The organism is Rhizobium arsenicireducens, from assembly GCF_964021225.1.
Genome location: NZ_CAXHYK020000001.1, coordinates 4,198,381 through 4,213,138 on the forward strand (window position 1 = coordinate 4,198,381; position 14,758 = coordinate 4,213,138).

The 14,758-nt window shown below is 62.6% G+C and carries 14 protein-coding genes; 3 read left to right on the forward strand and 11 right to left on the reverse strand.

What is annotated here, in order from left to right; genetic code table 11:
• Nucleotides 1–3 precede the first annotated feature (3 nt).
• From rpe to ACWPVA_RS20560, 8 genes are read right to left on the reverse strand one after another with little or no spacing between them, the layout of a single operon-like run.
• A complete protein-coding gene (gene rpe, locus ACWPVA_RS20525; protein ID WP_454289424.1) occupies nt 4–699 on the reverse strand; it encodes a ribulose-phosphate 3-epimerase in 696 nt (231 codons plus the stop codon).
• Nucleotides 696–1,640, reverse strand: a complete 945-nt coding sequence (cbbX, locus tag ACWPVA_RS20530) for a CbbX protein (RefSeq protein WP_454289425.1) — start codon at nt 1,638–1,640, stop codon at nt 696–698. The genes rpe and cbbX overlap by 4 nt, the downstream gene beginning before the upstream one ends.
• Nucleotides 1,641–1,655: 15 nt before the next feature.
• Entirely contained in the window at nt 1,656–2,045 is a 390-nt protein-coding gene (locus ACWPVA_RS20535; RefSeq protein ID WP_454289426.1) for a ribulose bisphosphate carboxylase small subunit, read from the reverse strand.
• 27 nt (nt 2,046–2,072) lie between these two features.
• A complete protein-coding gene (locus ACWPVA_RS20540; protein ID WP_454289427.1) occupies nt 2,073–3,533 on the reverse strand; it encodes a form I ribulose bisphosphate carboxylase large subunit in 1,461 nt (486 codons plus the stop codon).
• A gap of 31 nt (nt 3,534–3,564) precedes the next feature.
• Nucleotides 3,565–4,644, reverse strand: a complete 1,080-nt coding sequence (fba, locus tag ACWPVA_RS20545; protein ID WP_454289428.1) for a class II fructose-bisphosphate aldolase — start codon at nt 4,642–4,644, stop codon at nt 3,565–3,567.
• 49 nt (nt 4,645–4,693) lie between these two features.
• Entirely contained in the window at nt 4,694–6,721 is a 2,028-nt protein-coding gene (gene tkt, locus ACWPVA_RS20550; RefSeq protein WP_454289429.1) for a transketolase, read from the reverse strand.
• A gap of 11 nt (nt 6,722–6,732) precedes the next feature.
• On the reverse strand, nt 6,733–7,602 hold the full coding sequence (locus ACWPVA_RS20555; RefSeq protein WP_454289430.1) for a phosphoribulokinase: 870 nt from the start codon (nt 7,600–7,602) through the stop codon (nt 6,733–6,735).
• Nucleotides 7,603–7,612: 10 nt separating this feature from the next.
• Nucleotides 7,613–8,662: a class 1 fructose-bisphosphatase gene (locus ACWPVA_RS20560; RefSeq protein WP_454289431.1), complete on the reverse strand. Its 1,050-nt coding sequence runs from the start codon at nt 8,660–8,662 to the stop codon at nt 7,613–7,615.
• A gap of 105 nt (nt 8,663–8,767) precedes the next feature.
• On the opposite strand from ACWPVA_RS20560, the gene ACWPVA_RS20565 reads away from it, so the two are divergent.
• The gene (locus ACWPVA_RS20565) at nt 8,768–9,709 is read left to right on the forward strand and encodes a LysR family transcriptional regulator (RefSeq protein ID WP_454289432.1); all 942 of its coding nucleotides are present in this window, start codon (nt 8,768–8,770) and stop codon (nt 9,707–9,709) included.
• A 19-nt stretch (nt 9,710–9,728) separates the two neighbouring features.
• On the opposite strand, the gene ACWPVA_RS20570 is transcribed toward ACWPVA_RS20565, so the two are convergent.
• A complete protein-coding gene (locus ACWPVA_RS20570) occupies nt 9,729–10,952 on the reverse strand; it encodes a YeeE/YedE family protein (protein WP_454289433.1) in 1,224 nt (407 codons plus the stop codon).
• Nucleotides 10,953–11,257: 305 nt separating this feature from the next.
• Here ACWPVA_RS20570 and ACWPVA_RS20575 point away from each other — a divergent pair, with 305 nt between their 5' ends.
• Nucleotides 11,258–12,418 carry an iron-containing alcohol dehydrogenase gene (locus ACWPVA_RS20575; RefSeq protein WP_454289434.1) on the forward strand — a complete coding sequence of 387 codons (1,161 nt, stop codon included), beginning with the start codon at nt 11,258–11,260 and terminating at the stop codon, nt 12,416–12,418.
• Between the two features lie 164 nt (nt 12,419–12,582).
• Nucleotides 12,583–12,756: a hypothetical protein gene (locus ACWPVA_RS20580; protein WP_454289435.1), complete on the forward strand. Its 174-nt coding sequence runs from the start codon at nt 12,583–12,585 to the stop codon at nt 12,754–12,756.
• A 74-nt stretch (nt 12,757–12,830) separates the two neighbouring features.
• On the opposite strand, the gene ACWPVA_RS20585 is transcribed toward ACWPVA_RS20580, so the two are convergent.
• Nucleotides 12,831–13,928, reverse strand: coding sequence for a DUF475 domain-containing protein (locus ACWPVA_RS20585; protein ID WP_454289436.1), 1,098 nt, complete (start codon nt 13,926–13,928; stop codon nt 12,831–12,833).
• 360 nt (nt 13,929–14,288) lie between these two features.
• Nucleotides 14,289–14,708: an OsmC family protein gene (locus tag ACWPVA_RS20590; RefSeq protein ID WP_454289437.1), complete on the reverse strand. Its 420-nt coding sequence runs from the start codon at nt 14,706–14,708 to the stop codon at nt 14,289–14,291.
• Between the last annotated feature and the right edge of the window lie 50 nt (nt 14,709–14,758).

A 14,758-nucleotide genomic window follows, 5' to 3' on the forward strand; every position in this document is an offset into this window, starting at 1 on the left:
GAGCTACCTTTCGTTCTGGACCAGGGGACGGTTCGCGGAATCCGCGGCGTGGCGCAGGGCGGCGATATTGCCGGCATAGGCATCCGCTCCACCCTTGAAGACCGCCGAGCCGGCGACGAGGATATCGGCGCCGGCCCGGGCGACGAGCGGCGCGGTCTCGGGCGTCACGCCACCGTCGATTTCGATCACGATCGGCCGATTGCCGATCATCGCCTTGATGCGTGCGACCTTGTCCACCACGGCCGGGATGAAGGCCTGGCCGCCGAAGCCGGGATTGACCGTCATCAGCAGGACAAGGTCGAGGCGGTCGAGCACGTATTCGATGACGCTTTCCGGCGTCGAAGGATTGAGTGAGACGCCGGCCTTGCAGCCGAGGTCGCGGATTGCCTGCAGCGACCGGTCGAGATGGGTGGTCGCCTCGGCATGGACGGTGACGATTTCGCAACCAGCATCGGCGAAGGCGGCGAGAAAGGCATCGACGGGCTCGATCATGAGATGGCAGTCGAACACCTTGTCGGTGCGATTGCGGATTGCCTTGATCACCGGCGGGCCGAAGGTGATGTTGGGCACGAAATGCCCGTCCATCACGTCGAGATGGATCCAGTCGGCGCCGGCGCGGCAGACGGCTTCGACCTCCTCGCCAAGGCGCGAGAAATCGGCAGACAGGACCGAGGGCGCAATGATGGTCATATGGCTCATGCTGTCTCCTGACGATGTTCGGGCGGTGCGGCCGGCTTCATGGCAAAGACGCGGCTTGCGGCGATGTCGCGGGCGATGATGGTCGACAACTGCTCGGCATTGACCGGCCCCTTGGCTTCTTCGAACAGGCGGTTCGCCTGGCGCAGGCGCGCCCGGTCGAGCGCGTTGCGGATGGACCGCGCATTGGCGAAATGCGGCTGGCTACGCCGGCGGGCGATGTAGTCGGTCATGACGGCCGTCGCTTCCGCATCGAGGTGGTAGCCCTGCCGCTCCAGCATGGTCTCGGCGATCGACAGCAGTTCGTCGTTTGCATAGTCAGGAAAGTCGATATGATGGGCGATACGCGAGCGGAAGCCCGGATTGCTTTCGAAGAAGCGATCCATGCGGTCGGAATAGCCGGCGAGGATCACCACGAGATCGTCGCGGTTGTTCTCCATCACCTGCAGCAGGATCTCGATCGCTTCCTGGCCGTAGTCGCGCTCGTTGTCGGGCCGGTAGAGGTAGTAGGCCTCGTCAATGAACAGCACGCCGCCCATGGCCTTCTTCAGGATCTCCTTGGTCTTCGGCGCGGTGTGGCCGATATACTGGCCGACCAGATCGTCGCGCGTTACCGAGACGAGGTGGCCCTTACGGATATAGCCGAGGCGGTGGAGCAGGTTCGCCATGCGCAGCGCCACCGTTGTCTTGCCGGTACCGGGATTGCCGGTGAAGCTCATGTGCAGCGACGGTGGTTCATGGGAAAGCCCCATGGCGCGGCGGGCGCGCTCGACCAACAACAGTGCCGCCGTCTCGCGGATCCGCCGCTTCACGGGTTTCAGGCCCACAAGGTCGCGGTCGAGCTCTTCCAGAATCTCGGCGACGCCCGAGGTCCGGTATTCCTCGGCGAGGTCGACGGAAGTCGGCGGGCTCTCCTGCGTCACGGTTGTCTCGGGCATTGCCATTGTCTCGTCCTTTCGTCAGCCGGTCGTCGACCAGGAGTAATGCTGAGAGCGGCCCGGACCGTCGGTCCGGGTCATCCTGAGGTCCGGCTCCTTGTCCGGGCGGTTGACGATGAAGGACATCGTCACCGTCTCGAAACCGCGATTGGAATCGAAGGCATTGAGGCGGATATAGTGCTGGGGATTGGCCTTGCGGCAATCATCCAGCTCCATCATCACGCCCTTGGCGTCCTTCAGGTCGAACATCGGATTGCCCCACATCTCCCAATAGGTGTTGCGGGGGTGGGGATCGTCGGTGTGCTCGACGCCGATCGCCCAGCCCTTGCGCAGGCAATATTCCACCTGCGCGGTGATCTGCTCGTCCGTCAGGTCGGGCAGGAACGAGAAGCAGCCTTGGGTGATACGCATTGTCGTTTCTCCTTTTCTCTCGCCCTGTCAGGCGACGCTGACGCTCGGCACGAAGTCCGAGGTGTCGGTCGAGGTGTAGTTGAAGCTGATATTGCCCCAGGTATCGAGGGCGGCTTCGAGCGGCTTGCACCACTTGGCGGCGGCCCTGAGAATTTCCGGGCCTTCGTTGGCGATGTCGCGGCCCTCGTTGCGGGCGAGCACCATTGCTTCGAGAGCCACGCGGTTGGCGGTGGCACCGGCCTGGATACCCATGGGATGGCCGATCGTGCCGCCGCCGAACTGCAGCACCACGTCGTCGCCGAATAGGTCGAGCAACTGGTGCATCTGGCCGGCATGGATACCGCCCGAGGCGACCGGCATGACCTTCTTGATGTCGCCCCAGTCCTGTTCGAAGAAGATGCCGCGTTGCAGGTCGACTTCGTTCTTCGTCTCGCGCAGCACGTTGTAGTAGCCCTGCACGGTCAGCGGATCGCCTTCCAGCTTGCCGACAGCGGTGCCGGCATGCAGGTGGTCGACGCCGGCGAGACGCAGCCACTTGGCGATGACGCGGAACGAGATGCCGTGGTTCTTCTGGCGCGTGTAGGTGCCGTGGCCGGCGCGGTGCATGTGCAGGATCATGTCGTTTTGCCGGCACCATTCCGAGATCGACTGGATTGCCGTCCAGCCGACGATCAAGTCGACCATGACGATGACCGAGCCGAGCTCCTTGGCGAATTCGGCGCGGCGGTACATTTCCTCCATCGTGCCGGCGGTGATGTTGAGGTAGTGGCCTTTCACCTCACCGGTGACAGCGGAAGCATGGTTCACCGCTTCCATGCAGTAGAGGAATCGGTCGCGCCAATGCATGAAGGGCTGCGAGTTGATGTTCTCGTCGTCCTTCATGAAGTCGAGCCCGCCCTTCAGCCCCTCGTAGACGACGCGGCCGTAGTTCTTGCCCGACAGGCCGAGCTTCGGCTTGGTGGTGGCGCCGAGCAGCGGCTTGCCGAACTTGTCGAGCCGTTCGCGCTCGACGACGATGCCGGTCGGCGGCCCCTTGAAGGTCTTCACATAGGCGACGGGGAAGCGCATGTCCTCGAGCCGTGCTGCCTTCAGCGGCTTGAACGAGAAGACATTGCCGATGATCGAGGCCGTCAGGTTGGCGATCGAGCCTTCCTCGAACAGGATGAGATCATAGGCGACATAGCAGAAGTATTGCCCGGGCGTTCCCGGCACCGGATCCACCCGGTAGGCCTTGGCGCGGTACTGGTCGCAGGCGGTCAGACGGTCCGTCCACACGACCGTCCAGGTGGCGGTGAAGCTCTCGCCGGCAACGGCGGCCGCTGCTTCGATCGGATCGACGCCTTCCTGCGGCGTGATGCGGAAGAGAGCGATCAGATCGGTGTCCTTCGGCTCATAATGGCCGTCCCAATAGCCCATCTGGGCGTATTTCAGGACGCCTGCCCTGTAGCGTTCCTTGCCCTTGATCTCGGTTTTCGCATCGGCGTTCATGGCACTGTCCTTTCCTTGGTCGGATGGGAGTTCAGGCGGCTTCAGACCGCGCGTTTGAGGGTTTCAGGCTGCCGCTCGCATAGCGTTTGGCCATGTCGCTCATCGGGATGACCTTGATGCGCGACGCATTGCCTGCCGTACCGAAGGCCTCGAAGCGGGCCTTGCAGACGGAGGCCATGGCATCCATGGCGGGTTTGAGGAATTTGCGCGGATCGAATTCGTCGCGGTGGGTGTCGGCAACGCGACGGAATTCGGCGGCGGCGGCAAGGCGCAGGTCGGTATCGATATTGACCTTGCGCACCCCGAAGCGAATGCCTCGGACGATCTCCTCGACTGGTACTCCATAGGTCTCGCGCATCTCGCCGCCATGGGCGTTGAAGATCTCCTGCCATTCCTCAGGGACCGAGGAGGAGCCGTGCATGACGATATGGGTGTCGGGCAGGCGCCGGTGGATCTTCTCGATCACGTCCATGGCGAGCACTTCGCCGGTCGGCTTGCGGGTGAACTTGTAGGCGCCGTGCGAGGTGCCGATCGCGACCGCGAGTGCATCGACGCCGGTCTCGGCGACGAAGCGGGCCGCCTCGTCGGGATCGGTCAACAGTTGCGAGCGGTCGAGGGCGCCTTCGAAGCCATGGCCGTCCTCGGCCTCGCCGTGGCCGGTCTCGAGCGAGCCCAGGCAGCCGAGTTCACCCTCGACCGAGACGCCGACCATATGGGCGAGGCGCGCCACTTCTGCGGTGATGCCGGCATTGTAGGCATAGTCGGCTGGTGTCTTGGCGTCTTCCTTCAGCGAGCCGTCCATCATCACGGAGGTAAAGCCGTGCTGAATCGCCGAAAGGCAGGTGGAGACCCGGTCGCCGTGGTCCTGGTGGATGCAGAGCGGGATGTTCGGATACATCAGTTCCAAAGCTTCCATCATCTTGGCGAGCATGATGTCGTTGGCGTAGGTGCGGGCGCCGCGCGAGGCCTGCAGGATGACGGGCGCATCGCAGGCCTTGGCCGCCTGCATGATGGCGAGGCCCTGTTCCATGTTGTTGATGTTGAAGGCAGGCACGCCGTAACCGCGTTCGGCGGCATGGTCGAGCAATTGACGAAGCGTAATGCGGGCCATGGTCAGGCGTCCTCTCTGTGTGCGCTGATGATGTGGATGAGGCTTCGCGTCATCGGCCGCGCCCGCCCTTGTTGTGGCCGGCCAGCCGTTGCGCTTCCGCGACGACATGCTCAGCGGTGATACCGAAATGCTTGTAGAGTTCGCCTGCCGGGGCCGAGGCGCCGAAGCCTTGCATGCCGATGAAGCTGCCGCGCGGCCCCATCCAGCGATCCCAACCGAGCCGGCCGGCGGCTTCAATGGCGATGCGCGGGGCGCTGCCGAGAGTCTTGCTCTGGTAGGACTCGTCCTGCGCCTCGAACTTCTCCCAGCAAGGCATGGAGACGACCGCCGCCGCGATGCCCTTTTCGGAAAGAAGCTTGTCGGCGGCGGCGACCGCAATCTCGACCTCCGAACCGGTGGCAAGCAGCGTCACGTCGCGGGGACCCTTGGCTTCCCGCAAGACATAGGCGCCGCGGGCAGAGAGGTTCTCGTCGCCGGAGACGGTGCGCAGCATCGGCAGGGCCTGGCGGGACAGTGCCAGCACGCTCGGCGTCGCCTTTTCCCTCAATGCGATTTCCCAGCATTCGGCCGTCTCGATGATGTCAGCCGGGCGGAAGACGTTGAGGTTCGGTGTGGCGCGTAGCATGGCGAGGTGCTCGAGCGGCTGATGGGTCGGTCCGTCCTCGCCAAGGCCGATGGAATCATGAGTCAGCACGTAGATGACCGGCAGGCCCATCAGCGCCGAGAGCCGCATCCCGCCCCGGGCATAGTCGGAGAACACCAGGAAAGTGCCGCCATAGGGGATGAAGCCGCCATGCAGCGCAATGCCGTTCATTGCGGCCGCCATGCCGTGCTCGCGGATGCCGTAATGCAGGTAGCGGCCCTTGAAGTTGCCGGCGGCGATCGGGGCGGTTTGCGAGGTCATGGTGAGGTTGGAGCCGGTGAGATCCGCCGAGCCGCCGATCGTCAGCGATGTCGCGCGGTTGATTACCTCAAGCGCCATCTGCGATGCCTGGCGGGTCGCGACCTTGGTGGCCTTGTTGCGATGCTCGGCACGGAATTTCGCGAGCTGCCGTGCGACCTCGGGGCCGAGGTCCCGTTCGATCGTCTGCTCATAACGCTTTCTGGAACGGGACGTGTCGCGGCGGATTTCCCACGCCTCGCGCGCCGTCTGGCCACGGGAGGCCACGCTTTCCCAGGCCGACTTGATGTCGGCCGGAACAAAGAAGGGCGGATGGTGCCAGCCGAGCTTTTCGCGGGTCGCGGCAATTTCCTTGTCGCCAAGGGCTGCGCCATGGGTCTTGTGCGATCCTTCCATGCTGGCGGCACCCTTGCCGATCCTGGTGCGGCAGGCGATCAGCGACGGCTTGCGGCTCTTGCGGGCGCGGTCGATCGCCTTGGCGACGGCTTCCGGATCATGACCGTCGACCGCCTGCGCGTCCCAGCCGGCGGCGCGGAAGCGGGCCAGTTGGTCCATCGAGGTGGAGAGTTCGGTCGCGCCGTCGATCGAGATGTGGTTGTCGTCCCACAGCACGATCATCTTGCGAAGCTTCAGGTGTCCGGCCAGATCGATCGCCTCGTGGCTGATGCCCTCCTGAAGGCAGCCGTCGCCGGCGACGACATAGGTGAAGTGATCTGAGAGCGACGAACCAAAGCGGGCGGCCATCATTTGTTCGGCGATCGCCATGCCCACGGCCGTGGCGATGCCCTGGCCGAGCGGGCCGGTGGTCGTCTCGATGCCGAGCGCATGGCCGTATTCCGGATGGCCGGCGGTCTTCGAGCCCATCTGCCTGAAGGCGGCCAGTTGGGAAATCGGCATGTCGGAAAAACCGACCAGGTGATGGATTGCGTAGAGCAGCATTGAGCCATGGCCGGCGGACAGCACGAAGCGGTCGCGGTCCGGCCAGTCTGGCATCGAGGGATCGATGGTGATGAAGCGGTTGAACAGGACGGTCACCGCATCGGCCATGCCCATCGGCATGCCGGGATGGCCCGAATTGGCTTTCTGTACCGCGTCCATGGCGAGGAAGCGGATGGCATTCGCCATGTCCTGCTCGGACACCGCATTGCGGGTTTCGATCTTCTGCGAAATGTTCATGGGTGTCCTCCTCACGACATGCGGTTCTTGCGTTCGAGCAGCTTGTGGATGAGCGGCGTGAAGATCAGCTGCATGGCGAGGTCGAGCTTGTCGCCGGGCACGACGATCGAATTTGCGCGCGACATGAAGCTGTTCTGCAGCATCGACAGCAGGTAGGGAAAATCGATGCCGCGCGGATTGGCGAAGCGGATCACCAGGATCGATTCTGCGGGTGTCGGGATCCAGCGGGCGACGAACGGGTTCGATGTGTCGACGATCGGGACGCGCTGGAAGTTGATGTCGGTCTGCGAGAATTGCGGGCAAATGTAGTGGACATAGTCCGGCATGCGGCGAAGGATCGTGTCTGTGACGGCTTCCGTCGAGTAGCCGCGGGTTGCCTTGTCGCGATGAATCTTCTGGATCCATTCGAGATTGATCACCGGAACGACGCCGATCTTGAGGTCGCAATGCTGGGCGAGGTTTAGGTCCTCGGTCACCGCGCAGCCGTGGAGCCCCTCGTAGAACAGCAGGTCGCTGCCCTTGAATTCCTCCCATTCGGTGAAGGTGCCAGGGGCAGAACCGTATTTCGCAGCCTCGGCATTGTCATGGATATAGTGCCGGGTTCGACCGACACCGCGGCGGCCATATTCGGAAAACACGCTTTCGAGGATTTCGAGTTCGTTGGCTTCGGCGGCGAAATGGGTGAAGTCTTTGCCCTTGGCCTTCTCGTCGGCAATCTTCTTCTTCATCGCCTCGCGGTCGTAGCGATGAAAGGCATCGCCCTCGATAAAGGATGCGGAGATGTTCTCGCGCTTGAAGATCTTCTCGAAGGTGTCCTTGACGGTCGTCGTGCCGGCGCCGGACGAACCGGTAATCGAGATGATGGGATATTTGGCTGACATCGTATTCTCCTCAGGCCCGGAATAAGCCGCGCTTGCCGAACAGCGGCGCGCGTTCACCGATCATGGTGGGGTCGACATGGTAGCGGGCGACGCGTGCCACCTCGCGTCGCGAACCGAAGACCAGCGGCACGCGCTGGTGCAGGCTCTCCGGCTCGATGTCGAGGATGCGGGTGACGGCATTGGTCGCCGCACCGCCGGCATTCTCGACGAGGAAGGCGATCGGATTGGCCTCGTAGACCAGCCTCAGCCGGCCCTGCGAATAGCCCCGGCGAGTGTCGGCCGGGTAAAGGAAGATGCCGCCGCGCACCAGAATGCGATAGGCGTCGGCCACCAGCGAGGCGATCCAGCGCATGTTGAAGTCGCGCTCGCGCGGGCCGTCGGCGCCGGCCAAGCAGTCATCGACATAAAGGCGGATCGCCTCTTCCCAATGACGGTAGTTCGAGGCGTTGATGGCGAATTCATGGGCGCGGTCGGCGATGTTGACGGATTTGTATCCCTGGACGAAGCATCCGAGCCGGCTTGAGAAGATGAAGATCTCCGTGCCTTTTCCGAGTGACAGCACCAGCGCCGTCTGGGGACCGTAAATGAAAAAGCCTGCCGCCAGTTGGCGATTGCCCGGCTGGAGGAATGTCGGCATCGGGTCATGATCCGTGCTCTTGATAGCGGGAAGGATCGAGAAGACGGTTCCGACCGAGACATTGGTGTCGATGTTCGACGATCCGTCGAGCGGGTCGATGGCGACGGCCAGCCGCGCCTCGGGATTTAGCGAGACCGGGTGCTCCAGTTCTTCCGATGCATAAAAGGCGACCGGTGCGCCCTGCAGCGAGGAGAGGAACAGGTCGTCGCAGATGACGTCCATTTCCTTTTGCATGTCGCCGTCGCTGTTGGCGCCGCCGCGCAGGCCGTGGAGGTGGGCGCTCAGCGCGCCCTGGCCGACCAGCTTGCGGATGTCGAGGGCGGCGGTCGCGAGTCGCTGGATAATGGCGGCCACGTCGCGCGCCGTTTCATCGCGCGTAGCGATGCATGAGACGAGGTAGGCCTCGAGGGTTGCGCCTGACATTACGATGTCTCCTCCCATCCGCTGTCGGGAAGAGAATGGCGGAATGGCCAAATTTGTAAATTTTATTATATTGACTTACTCAGTTAGAAATACTTACTATATAATATGCGTAACGTCTCCCTTCGCCAGCTCCGCACGATCGAAGCCGTCAGCCGGCTCGGTAAGATCAATCTAGCGGCCGCAGAACTCGGTCTGACCGGCCCGGCGCTCACCCTGCAGATCCAGCAGTTGGAACGGGACGCCGGCGTGGTGGTCTTCGACCGGACGCGCGAGGGCATGGTGCCGACCGCCTTCGGTCTCGCCTTTCTCGAGGCTGCCCATGCGGTTGAGGAAAGCCTATCGACACTTGCGGATTCGATCAATTCGATGAAGGGTCTTCGCAGCGGGCGGCTCAGGCTCGGTGTCGTATCGACGGGCAAGTATTTTGCCCCGCAATTGATCGCCGCCTTCCGCAAACAGGTGCCCGATATCGACATCAACCTATTCATCGGCAACCGTGCGGAGATCATCCAAAAGCTTCGCGATCACGAGGTCGACATTGCCCTTATGGGCCGCCCGCCGCGCGATTTCGACGTCCGCTCGCAGGTGTTCGGCGACCATCCGCTGGTTTTCATAGCGCCGGCCGATCACCCGCTGGCGGGAAAGCTCGACATATCGCGGGAGCGGATCGCGGAGGAACAGTTCCTGGTCCGCGAGAGGGGCTCGGGGACGCGGATTTCGCTGGAGATCTTCCTCAGCGAAGTGCCGCGGCGGCTGGAGGAACTGGGCACGGAAATGGGTTCGAACGAGACGATCAAGCAGGCGGTGATCGCCGGGCTCGGGCTCGCCTTCATCTCGGCGCACACGATCGAGCAGGAAGTGAAACTCGGCCGGCTCGTCATTCTGGACGTGATCGACACGCCGATCCGGCGGCAATGGTTCAGCGTATCGCGCACGGATCGCGCGACAAATCCGGCCATGCAGGCCTTCGAGCGGTTTCTGCTGGCGGAAGGGGCTCGCCACCTGCCGGTGGTGACGAAGCCCTATCCCGCCAACGCTTTCGGGTGAGACTGTGCTCGCCGGCGGATCAGCCGTCGGCGCGCGAGAGGATCTTCTTCTCGAAGAAGAAATAAGGGCGGAGCTTCACACCGACCATGTTGCCGGCAAAGGCGAACACGGCCCAGAGCCAGCCGTGCAGGCTGCCCGAGGCGATGCCGGAGAAATAAGCGCCGATGTTGCAGCCATAGGCGATGCGGGCACCATAGCCGAGCAGCAGCCCGCCGATCACGGCGGCAAGCACCGAGCGCAGCGGTATGTCGAGGCTCGGGGCGAACTTGCCAGCAAGGGCTGCGGCAAGCATGGCGCCAGCGATAATGCCGAAGTCCATCACGGAAGTTATGTCTGCGAGCACGCTTTCGCTGAGCGCTTTGGCATTTCCGGGAGCCTGCCAATAAGCCCAAGCTGTGGGATCGATGCCGATCAACTGCGCGCCTTTCGCACCCCAGAGCGCAAATGCCGATGTGACGCCCCAAGGGCGGCCGGCGAGCGCGAGCGTGGCGAAGTTCAGCGCGACCAGCGCGAGCGCCCCGAAAACCAGTGGCCACGGTCCGCGCAACAGGCGGGAGATGCCCTGGCGCTGAGAGGCCGGTTCTGCTTCCAGCGCGCCATGGCGGCGCTTCTCGACCAGGATGGTGACGGCGGCGATTGCGGCAAAGAGCACCAGCGAAACGAGGATACCACCAGCAGCCCCGAAGCTCTCAACCAACGAGACCGGCGGCAGCGACGGCAGGCCAACCCACCAGTCAAAATGGATGGTCGCAAGCACCGAGCCGACAATGAAGAAAAGCAAGGTTACGAGCATACGTGCGTTACCGCCGCCGGCAGTGAAGAGCGTGCCGGAGGCACAGCCGCCGCCGAGCTGCATGCCAATTCCGAACATGAAGGCGCCGGCGAGCACGGATAGGCCGAGCGGCGAGACGAAGCCCTTCACCGGATTGTCGAACAGGGTTCCGCTGGCGAGGAAGGGGAAGAACAGGATGACGGCCAGCGCAAGCAGGATCATCTGCACGCGCAGGCCGCGACCGCGACCGTCCATGATGAAGACGCGCCAGGCCGAGGTGAAGCCGAAGGCTGCATGATAGAGCGCGATGCCGAGGCCACCACCGACGAGGAAGAGGGCACCCTGCTTGACGCCATAGGTATAGCTTAGAAACAGCGTTCCAAGAGCGAGGACAATAAGGGCGCCGAGGCCGGCGGTGCCGAGAATGGGCTGCCGTTCGGGACCGGTCAGTGGAGAGGCGACTGTGGACATTGGAACTCCTTGCGTTTTGCGCCAAGATATTAGGGCGGGCGTTCGCATTCCGCGAGAAACGCCATTCTTCCAACGCTGTCGGAAGGAGATGGCGTTGCTAAATCAACGTTCGTGTGGGGTTGATGTGCGCACTTCACAGCCGTGCGGCCGATGATCGCTGGCGTGACGTAAATGTGCGGTGTCGTCAGACAGGGGCTGCAGACGCCTTGCCTGGCACTTAAGCGTTGCGGCCACTTGCTCCGGTGGTCATTGCATGGGTCTTCAATTAGCATGCCAACCGGAGACAGAGAGCGACAGGGGGAGCAATGCAGCCGTTTCATTTCAACACCACGCCGCAAGTCATCTTCAGGCCGGGCTCTGCGGCCAACCTCGCTTCGGTGCTTGTGGGACGATGCGGAACTCGGCTGCTTCTTGTTACAGACCCAGGGCTTCGCCGGCTCGGGCTTTGCGATCTGGCGCTGCGGTCGCTCGGAGAGGCCGGTTTCTCTGCGACGATCTTCGATGCGGTGGAGGCCGATCCGTCGCTCAATACGGTCATGGCGGCGGTGGAGGCCGGCCGTGCGGCAGGCGTTACAGGCGTGATCGGTTTCGGTGGGGGCTCTTCGCTCGATGTCGCCAAGGTCGTCGCGCTGCTGCTCGGATCCGGTGAGGCGATCGATACCGCCTGGGGCGTCGGCAATGCCCAGGGGCCGCGGCTACCGCTCGTTCTCGTGCCGACGACAGCAGGTACCGGCTCGGAGGTGACGCCCGTGTCGATCATCACCGTCGGGGGCGATGAGAAGCGCGGCGTCTCATCGCCCATCCTCTTGCCGGATGTCGCGTTGCTGGATCTCGACCTGACGCTCGGCCTGCCCGCGCCGATCACGGCGGCGACCGGCGTTGATGCCATGGTGCACGCGATCGAGGCCTACGCCTCGAAGAATGCCAACAATAATCCACTGTCGAAGATGCTTGCGCGCCAGGCGTTACAACTGCTTGGGGCGAATATCGAGGCGGCGGTGTTTGACGGGTTGAACAGGGATGCGCGCGGCGCCATGTTGCTGGGTTCAATGCTTGCAGGCCAAGCCTTTGCCAATTCCCCAGTCGCGGCGGTACATGCGCTCGCCTATCCGATTGGTGGAATATTCCATGTTCCTCATGGGCTCTCCAATGCGCTTATCCTGCCGCATGTGTTGCGGTTCAATGCACCGGATGCGGCCGGTCTCTACGCCGAGATTGCGGTGGACGTTTTCCCCGCTCTTGCGGAGGAACGGGATGTGCAGCGACGTTGCGCGGCCTTCATCGAGGGTCTTTCCGTTCTGTCACAGAGGCTGGGTCTGCAGACGACGCTGAGGGAAGTCGGGATCGGTGAGGCGGACCTGCCGCGGATGGCGAAGGATGCGATGAAACAGACCCGCCTGCTGGTCAACAATCCCCGCGAGGTGACCGAAGCCGATGCGCTGGCGATCTATCGGGCGGCCTGGTGAATCGCATGACGAGGCCACGGTCGCAGTTCGTACCTAATAGAAGGCGTTCCGAGCGCTTGCGAACCGCTGCGCGAACTTCAGCGCCCCCCTGCTATTGGCTGCGAACGGCTGGAACCAGAGGGTGGGTCGGGCGGTTTCTTTGGGATGGAATAGAGGAGACCGAAATGAGCAGCGAGAAGAAGATCGATAAAGCCGAATTGAAACGCGAACGCCGCGAGGAAGAGATGCCGGCGGCGGGACCGCATGGGCGCAAGGAACTGACCGACCCTATGAAGACGCCCGGCACCGGTTCGCTTCCGGAGCCAGGTTCGTCGAAGGCCGATGTCGGTCCGGATTGAACGACGGGATACCCCGGAAACGATCAAAGGCCGGCGGGTGTTCGCCGGCCTTTGTGTTCCAGAGTGCGACAATCTCAGATGTTTTCAGCGACTGCTTCTCGCTGGCGGTGAAGCTCTTCCGCGCGTTCCCTGCGATTGTAGCGGATCGAGGACCATAGGGAGACGCCGATCAGGGCGGCACCGCCCAGGCCGGTGATGACCTCCGGGATATGCACCAGCGTCTGGCAATACATGATGACCGAAAGGATCAGAATCGCATAAAAGGCACCATGTTCAAGATAGCGGTACTCCGCGAGCGTTCCCTTCTCGACCAGCATGATGGTCATCGAGCGCACATACATGGCGCCGATGCCGAGGCCGATGGCGATGACGAAGAGGTTCTGGCTGAGCGCGAAGGCGCCAATGACACCGTCGAAGGAGAAGCTGGCGTCGAGCACTTCGAGATAGATGAAGGCCCCGAGACCACCCTTGGCCGCTTCTGTCATCGTTTTCTGGGACTGATCCAGAAGGCCGCCGAGCACCTCGACGGCGAGGAAGGTCAGGAGGCCGTATATCGCCGAGTAAACGAAAGTGACGGCTTGTTCTCCCTCGATCAGATTCGAGAACAAGAGAACCAGAAGCAGGACAAAGGCAATCTCAATTCCCTTGATCGAGGCCGAGCGGGCCATATGCTTCTCGATCATCTCGATCCAGTGCACATCCTTTTCGCGGTCAAAGAAATAGGTGAGGCCGACCATCATCAGGAAGGTGCCGCCGAAGGCCGCTATCGGTAGGTGGGCATCGTTCATGATGCGGGCATATTCGGCAGGCTCTCGCGCTGCGAGGATCAGGGCATCGACCGGGCCGATGCCGGCGGCGATCACGACGATCAACAGTGGGAAGACAATACGCATGCCGAATACGGCAATCACGATACCCCAGGTCAGGAAGCGATGCTGCCAGACCGGTGTCATGTCCTTGAGCTTGTTGGCATTGACGATGGCGTTGTCGAACGAGAGCGAGATTTCCAGCACCGCGAGCACGGCGCAGATGAAGAATATCGTGGCCATACCTCCGATCGTGCCTGTGGTCTGCCAGCCGAGCCAGGCGCCGAGCAAGAGGCCGCCGATTGTCACGATGAAAGCCCACTTGAAGTAGCTGAGGGTATTCTTTCCGGTGATGGGGGTGCTCATCGACGCGTCTCCCCAGCGAGATTAGTTATCGACGCGAAGAGGCGTGAGGGCGACACTCCGTGCGCTGCCCAGCACGCACGTGGTTGTGGCACGTTCAAACATTTCATTTTCTTAAATCCGCCGGCTCATATTGCTGGCGGTACCGACATCACGAGAGCGCCGTATACTCTCGCCAGAGGGGCCCGGCACCAAAGTTTATCCGTGGGGACCATTGGTCAAGCGGCACGGGACCCGCTCGTATTCGCCGAAGTAGCCCCCTGCGTCAAGGCCTCGGCTGATTCGCACCGCGCGCTAATCGATTTAGGGTGGTGTAATCGCCAGTCTCGTCACGGAGCGCCCCTTATTTGGCGCGCAGAATCATCATGTCGCGATACGCAGGTCAAAAGTCGGGTTTCCTGCAAACGTATTGCCGACCGTGCAGATTTCCTCGGCCGCATGGACCAGTGCCAATTTCATCGTAGCATCGATATCGCCCTCAATGGTGAAGACTATCTCGATGCGGGCGATGCGGGACGGGCCTTCTGTCGCCTTTTCTCCACTCACCTTGGCGTGGATCTCGTGGATGTTCGCATGCACACCCATCCGGTGGGCAGCGATGCGTGCACTCATCGCCATGCAGGATGCGAGCGAAGCATAAAGCAGGTCGAGCGGGTTGAACCCGGGCTGCGACTGGCCGGTGACGATGTCGAGCCTACCCCCGGTGGGTGTGAGGATATGCGGAAAGCCAGTGCGTCCAAGGCTCGCCGTGGCGCCGGTCGGCCGTGTCTTCGATTCTTGCATCTGCCTTACCTTCCGCTTGCCGACTGCTCTGCTTAGCGGCGAGGCACCTG

Coding starts and splice junctions, on each gene's coding strand:
- rpe (WP_454289424.1), bottom strand. CDS start 699: ATGAGCCATATGACCATCATTGCGCCCTCGGTCCTGTCTGCCGATTTC.
- cbbX (WP_454289425.1), bottom strand. CDS start 1,640: ATGGCAATGCCCGAGACAACCGTGACGCAGGAGAGCCCGCCGACTTCC.
- ACWPVA_RS20535 (WP_454289426.1), bottom strand. CDS start 2,045: ATGCGTATCACCCAAGGCTGCTTCTCGTTCCTGCCCGACCTGACGGAC.
- ACWPVA_RS20540 (WP_454289427.1), bottom strand. CDS start 3,533: ATGAACGCCGATGCGAAAACCGAGATCAAGGGCAAGGAACGCTACAGG.
- fba (WP_454289428.1), bottom strand. CDS start 4,644: ATGGCCCGCATTACGCTTCGTCAATTGCTCGACCATGCCGCCGAACGC.
- tkt (WP_454289429.1), bottom strand. CDS start 6,721: ATGAACATTTCGCAGAAGATCGAAACCCGCAATGCGGTGTCCGAGCAG.
- ACWPVA_RS20555 (WP_454289430.1), bottom strand. CDS start 7,602: ATGTCAGCCAAATATCCCATCATCTCGATTACCGGTTCGTCCGGCGCC.
- ACWPVA_RS20560 (WP_454289431.1), bottom strand. CDS start 8,662: ATGTCAGGCGCAACCCTCGAGGCCTACCTCGTCTCATGCATCGCTACG.
- ACWPVA_RS20565 (WP_454289432.1), top strand. CDS start 8,768: ATGCGTAACGTCTCCCTTCGCCAGCTCCGCACGATCGAAGCCGTCAGC.
- ACWPVA_RS20570 (WP_454289433.1), bottom strand. CDS start 10,952: ATGTCCACAGTCGCCTCTCCACTGACCGGTCCCGAACGGCAGCCCATT.
- ACWPVA_RS20575 (WP_454289434.1), top strand. CDS start 11,258: ATGCAGCCGTTTCATTTCAACACCACGCCGCAAGTCATCTTCAGGCCG.
- ACWPVA_RS20580 (WP_454289435.1), top strand. CDS start 12,583: ATGAGCAGCGAGAAGAAGATCGATAAAGCCGAATTGAAACGCGAACGC.
- ACWPVA_RS20585 (WP_454289436.1), bottom strand. CDS start 13,928: ATGAGCACCCCCATCACCGGAAAGAATACCCTCAGCTACTTCAAGTGG.
- ACWPVA_RS20590 (WP_454289437.1), bottom strand. CDS start 14,708: ATGCAAGAATCGAAGACACGGCCGACCGGCGCCACGGCGAGCCTTGGA.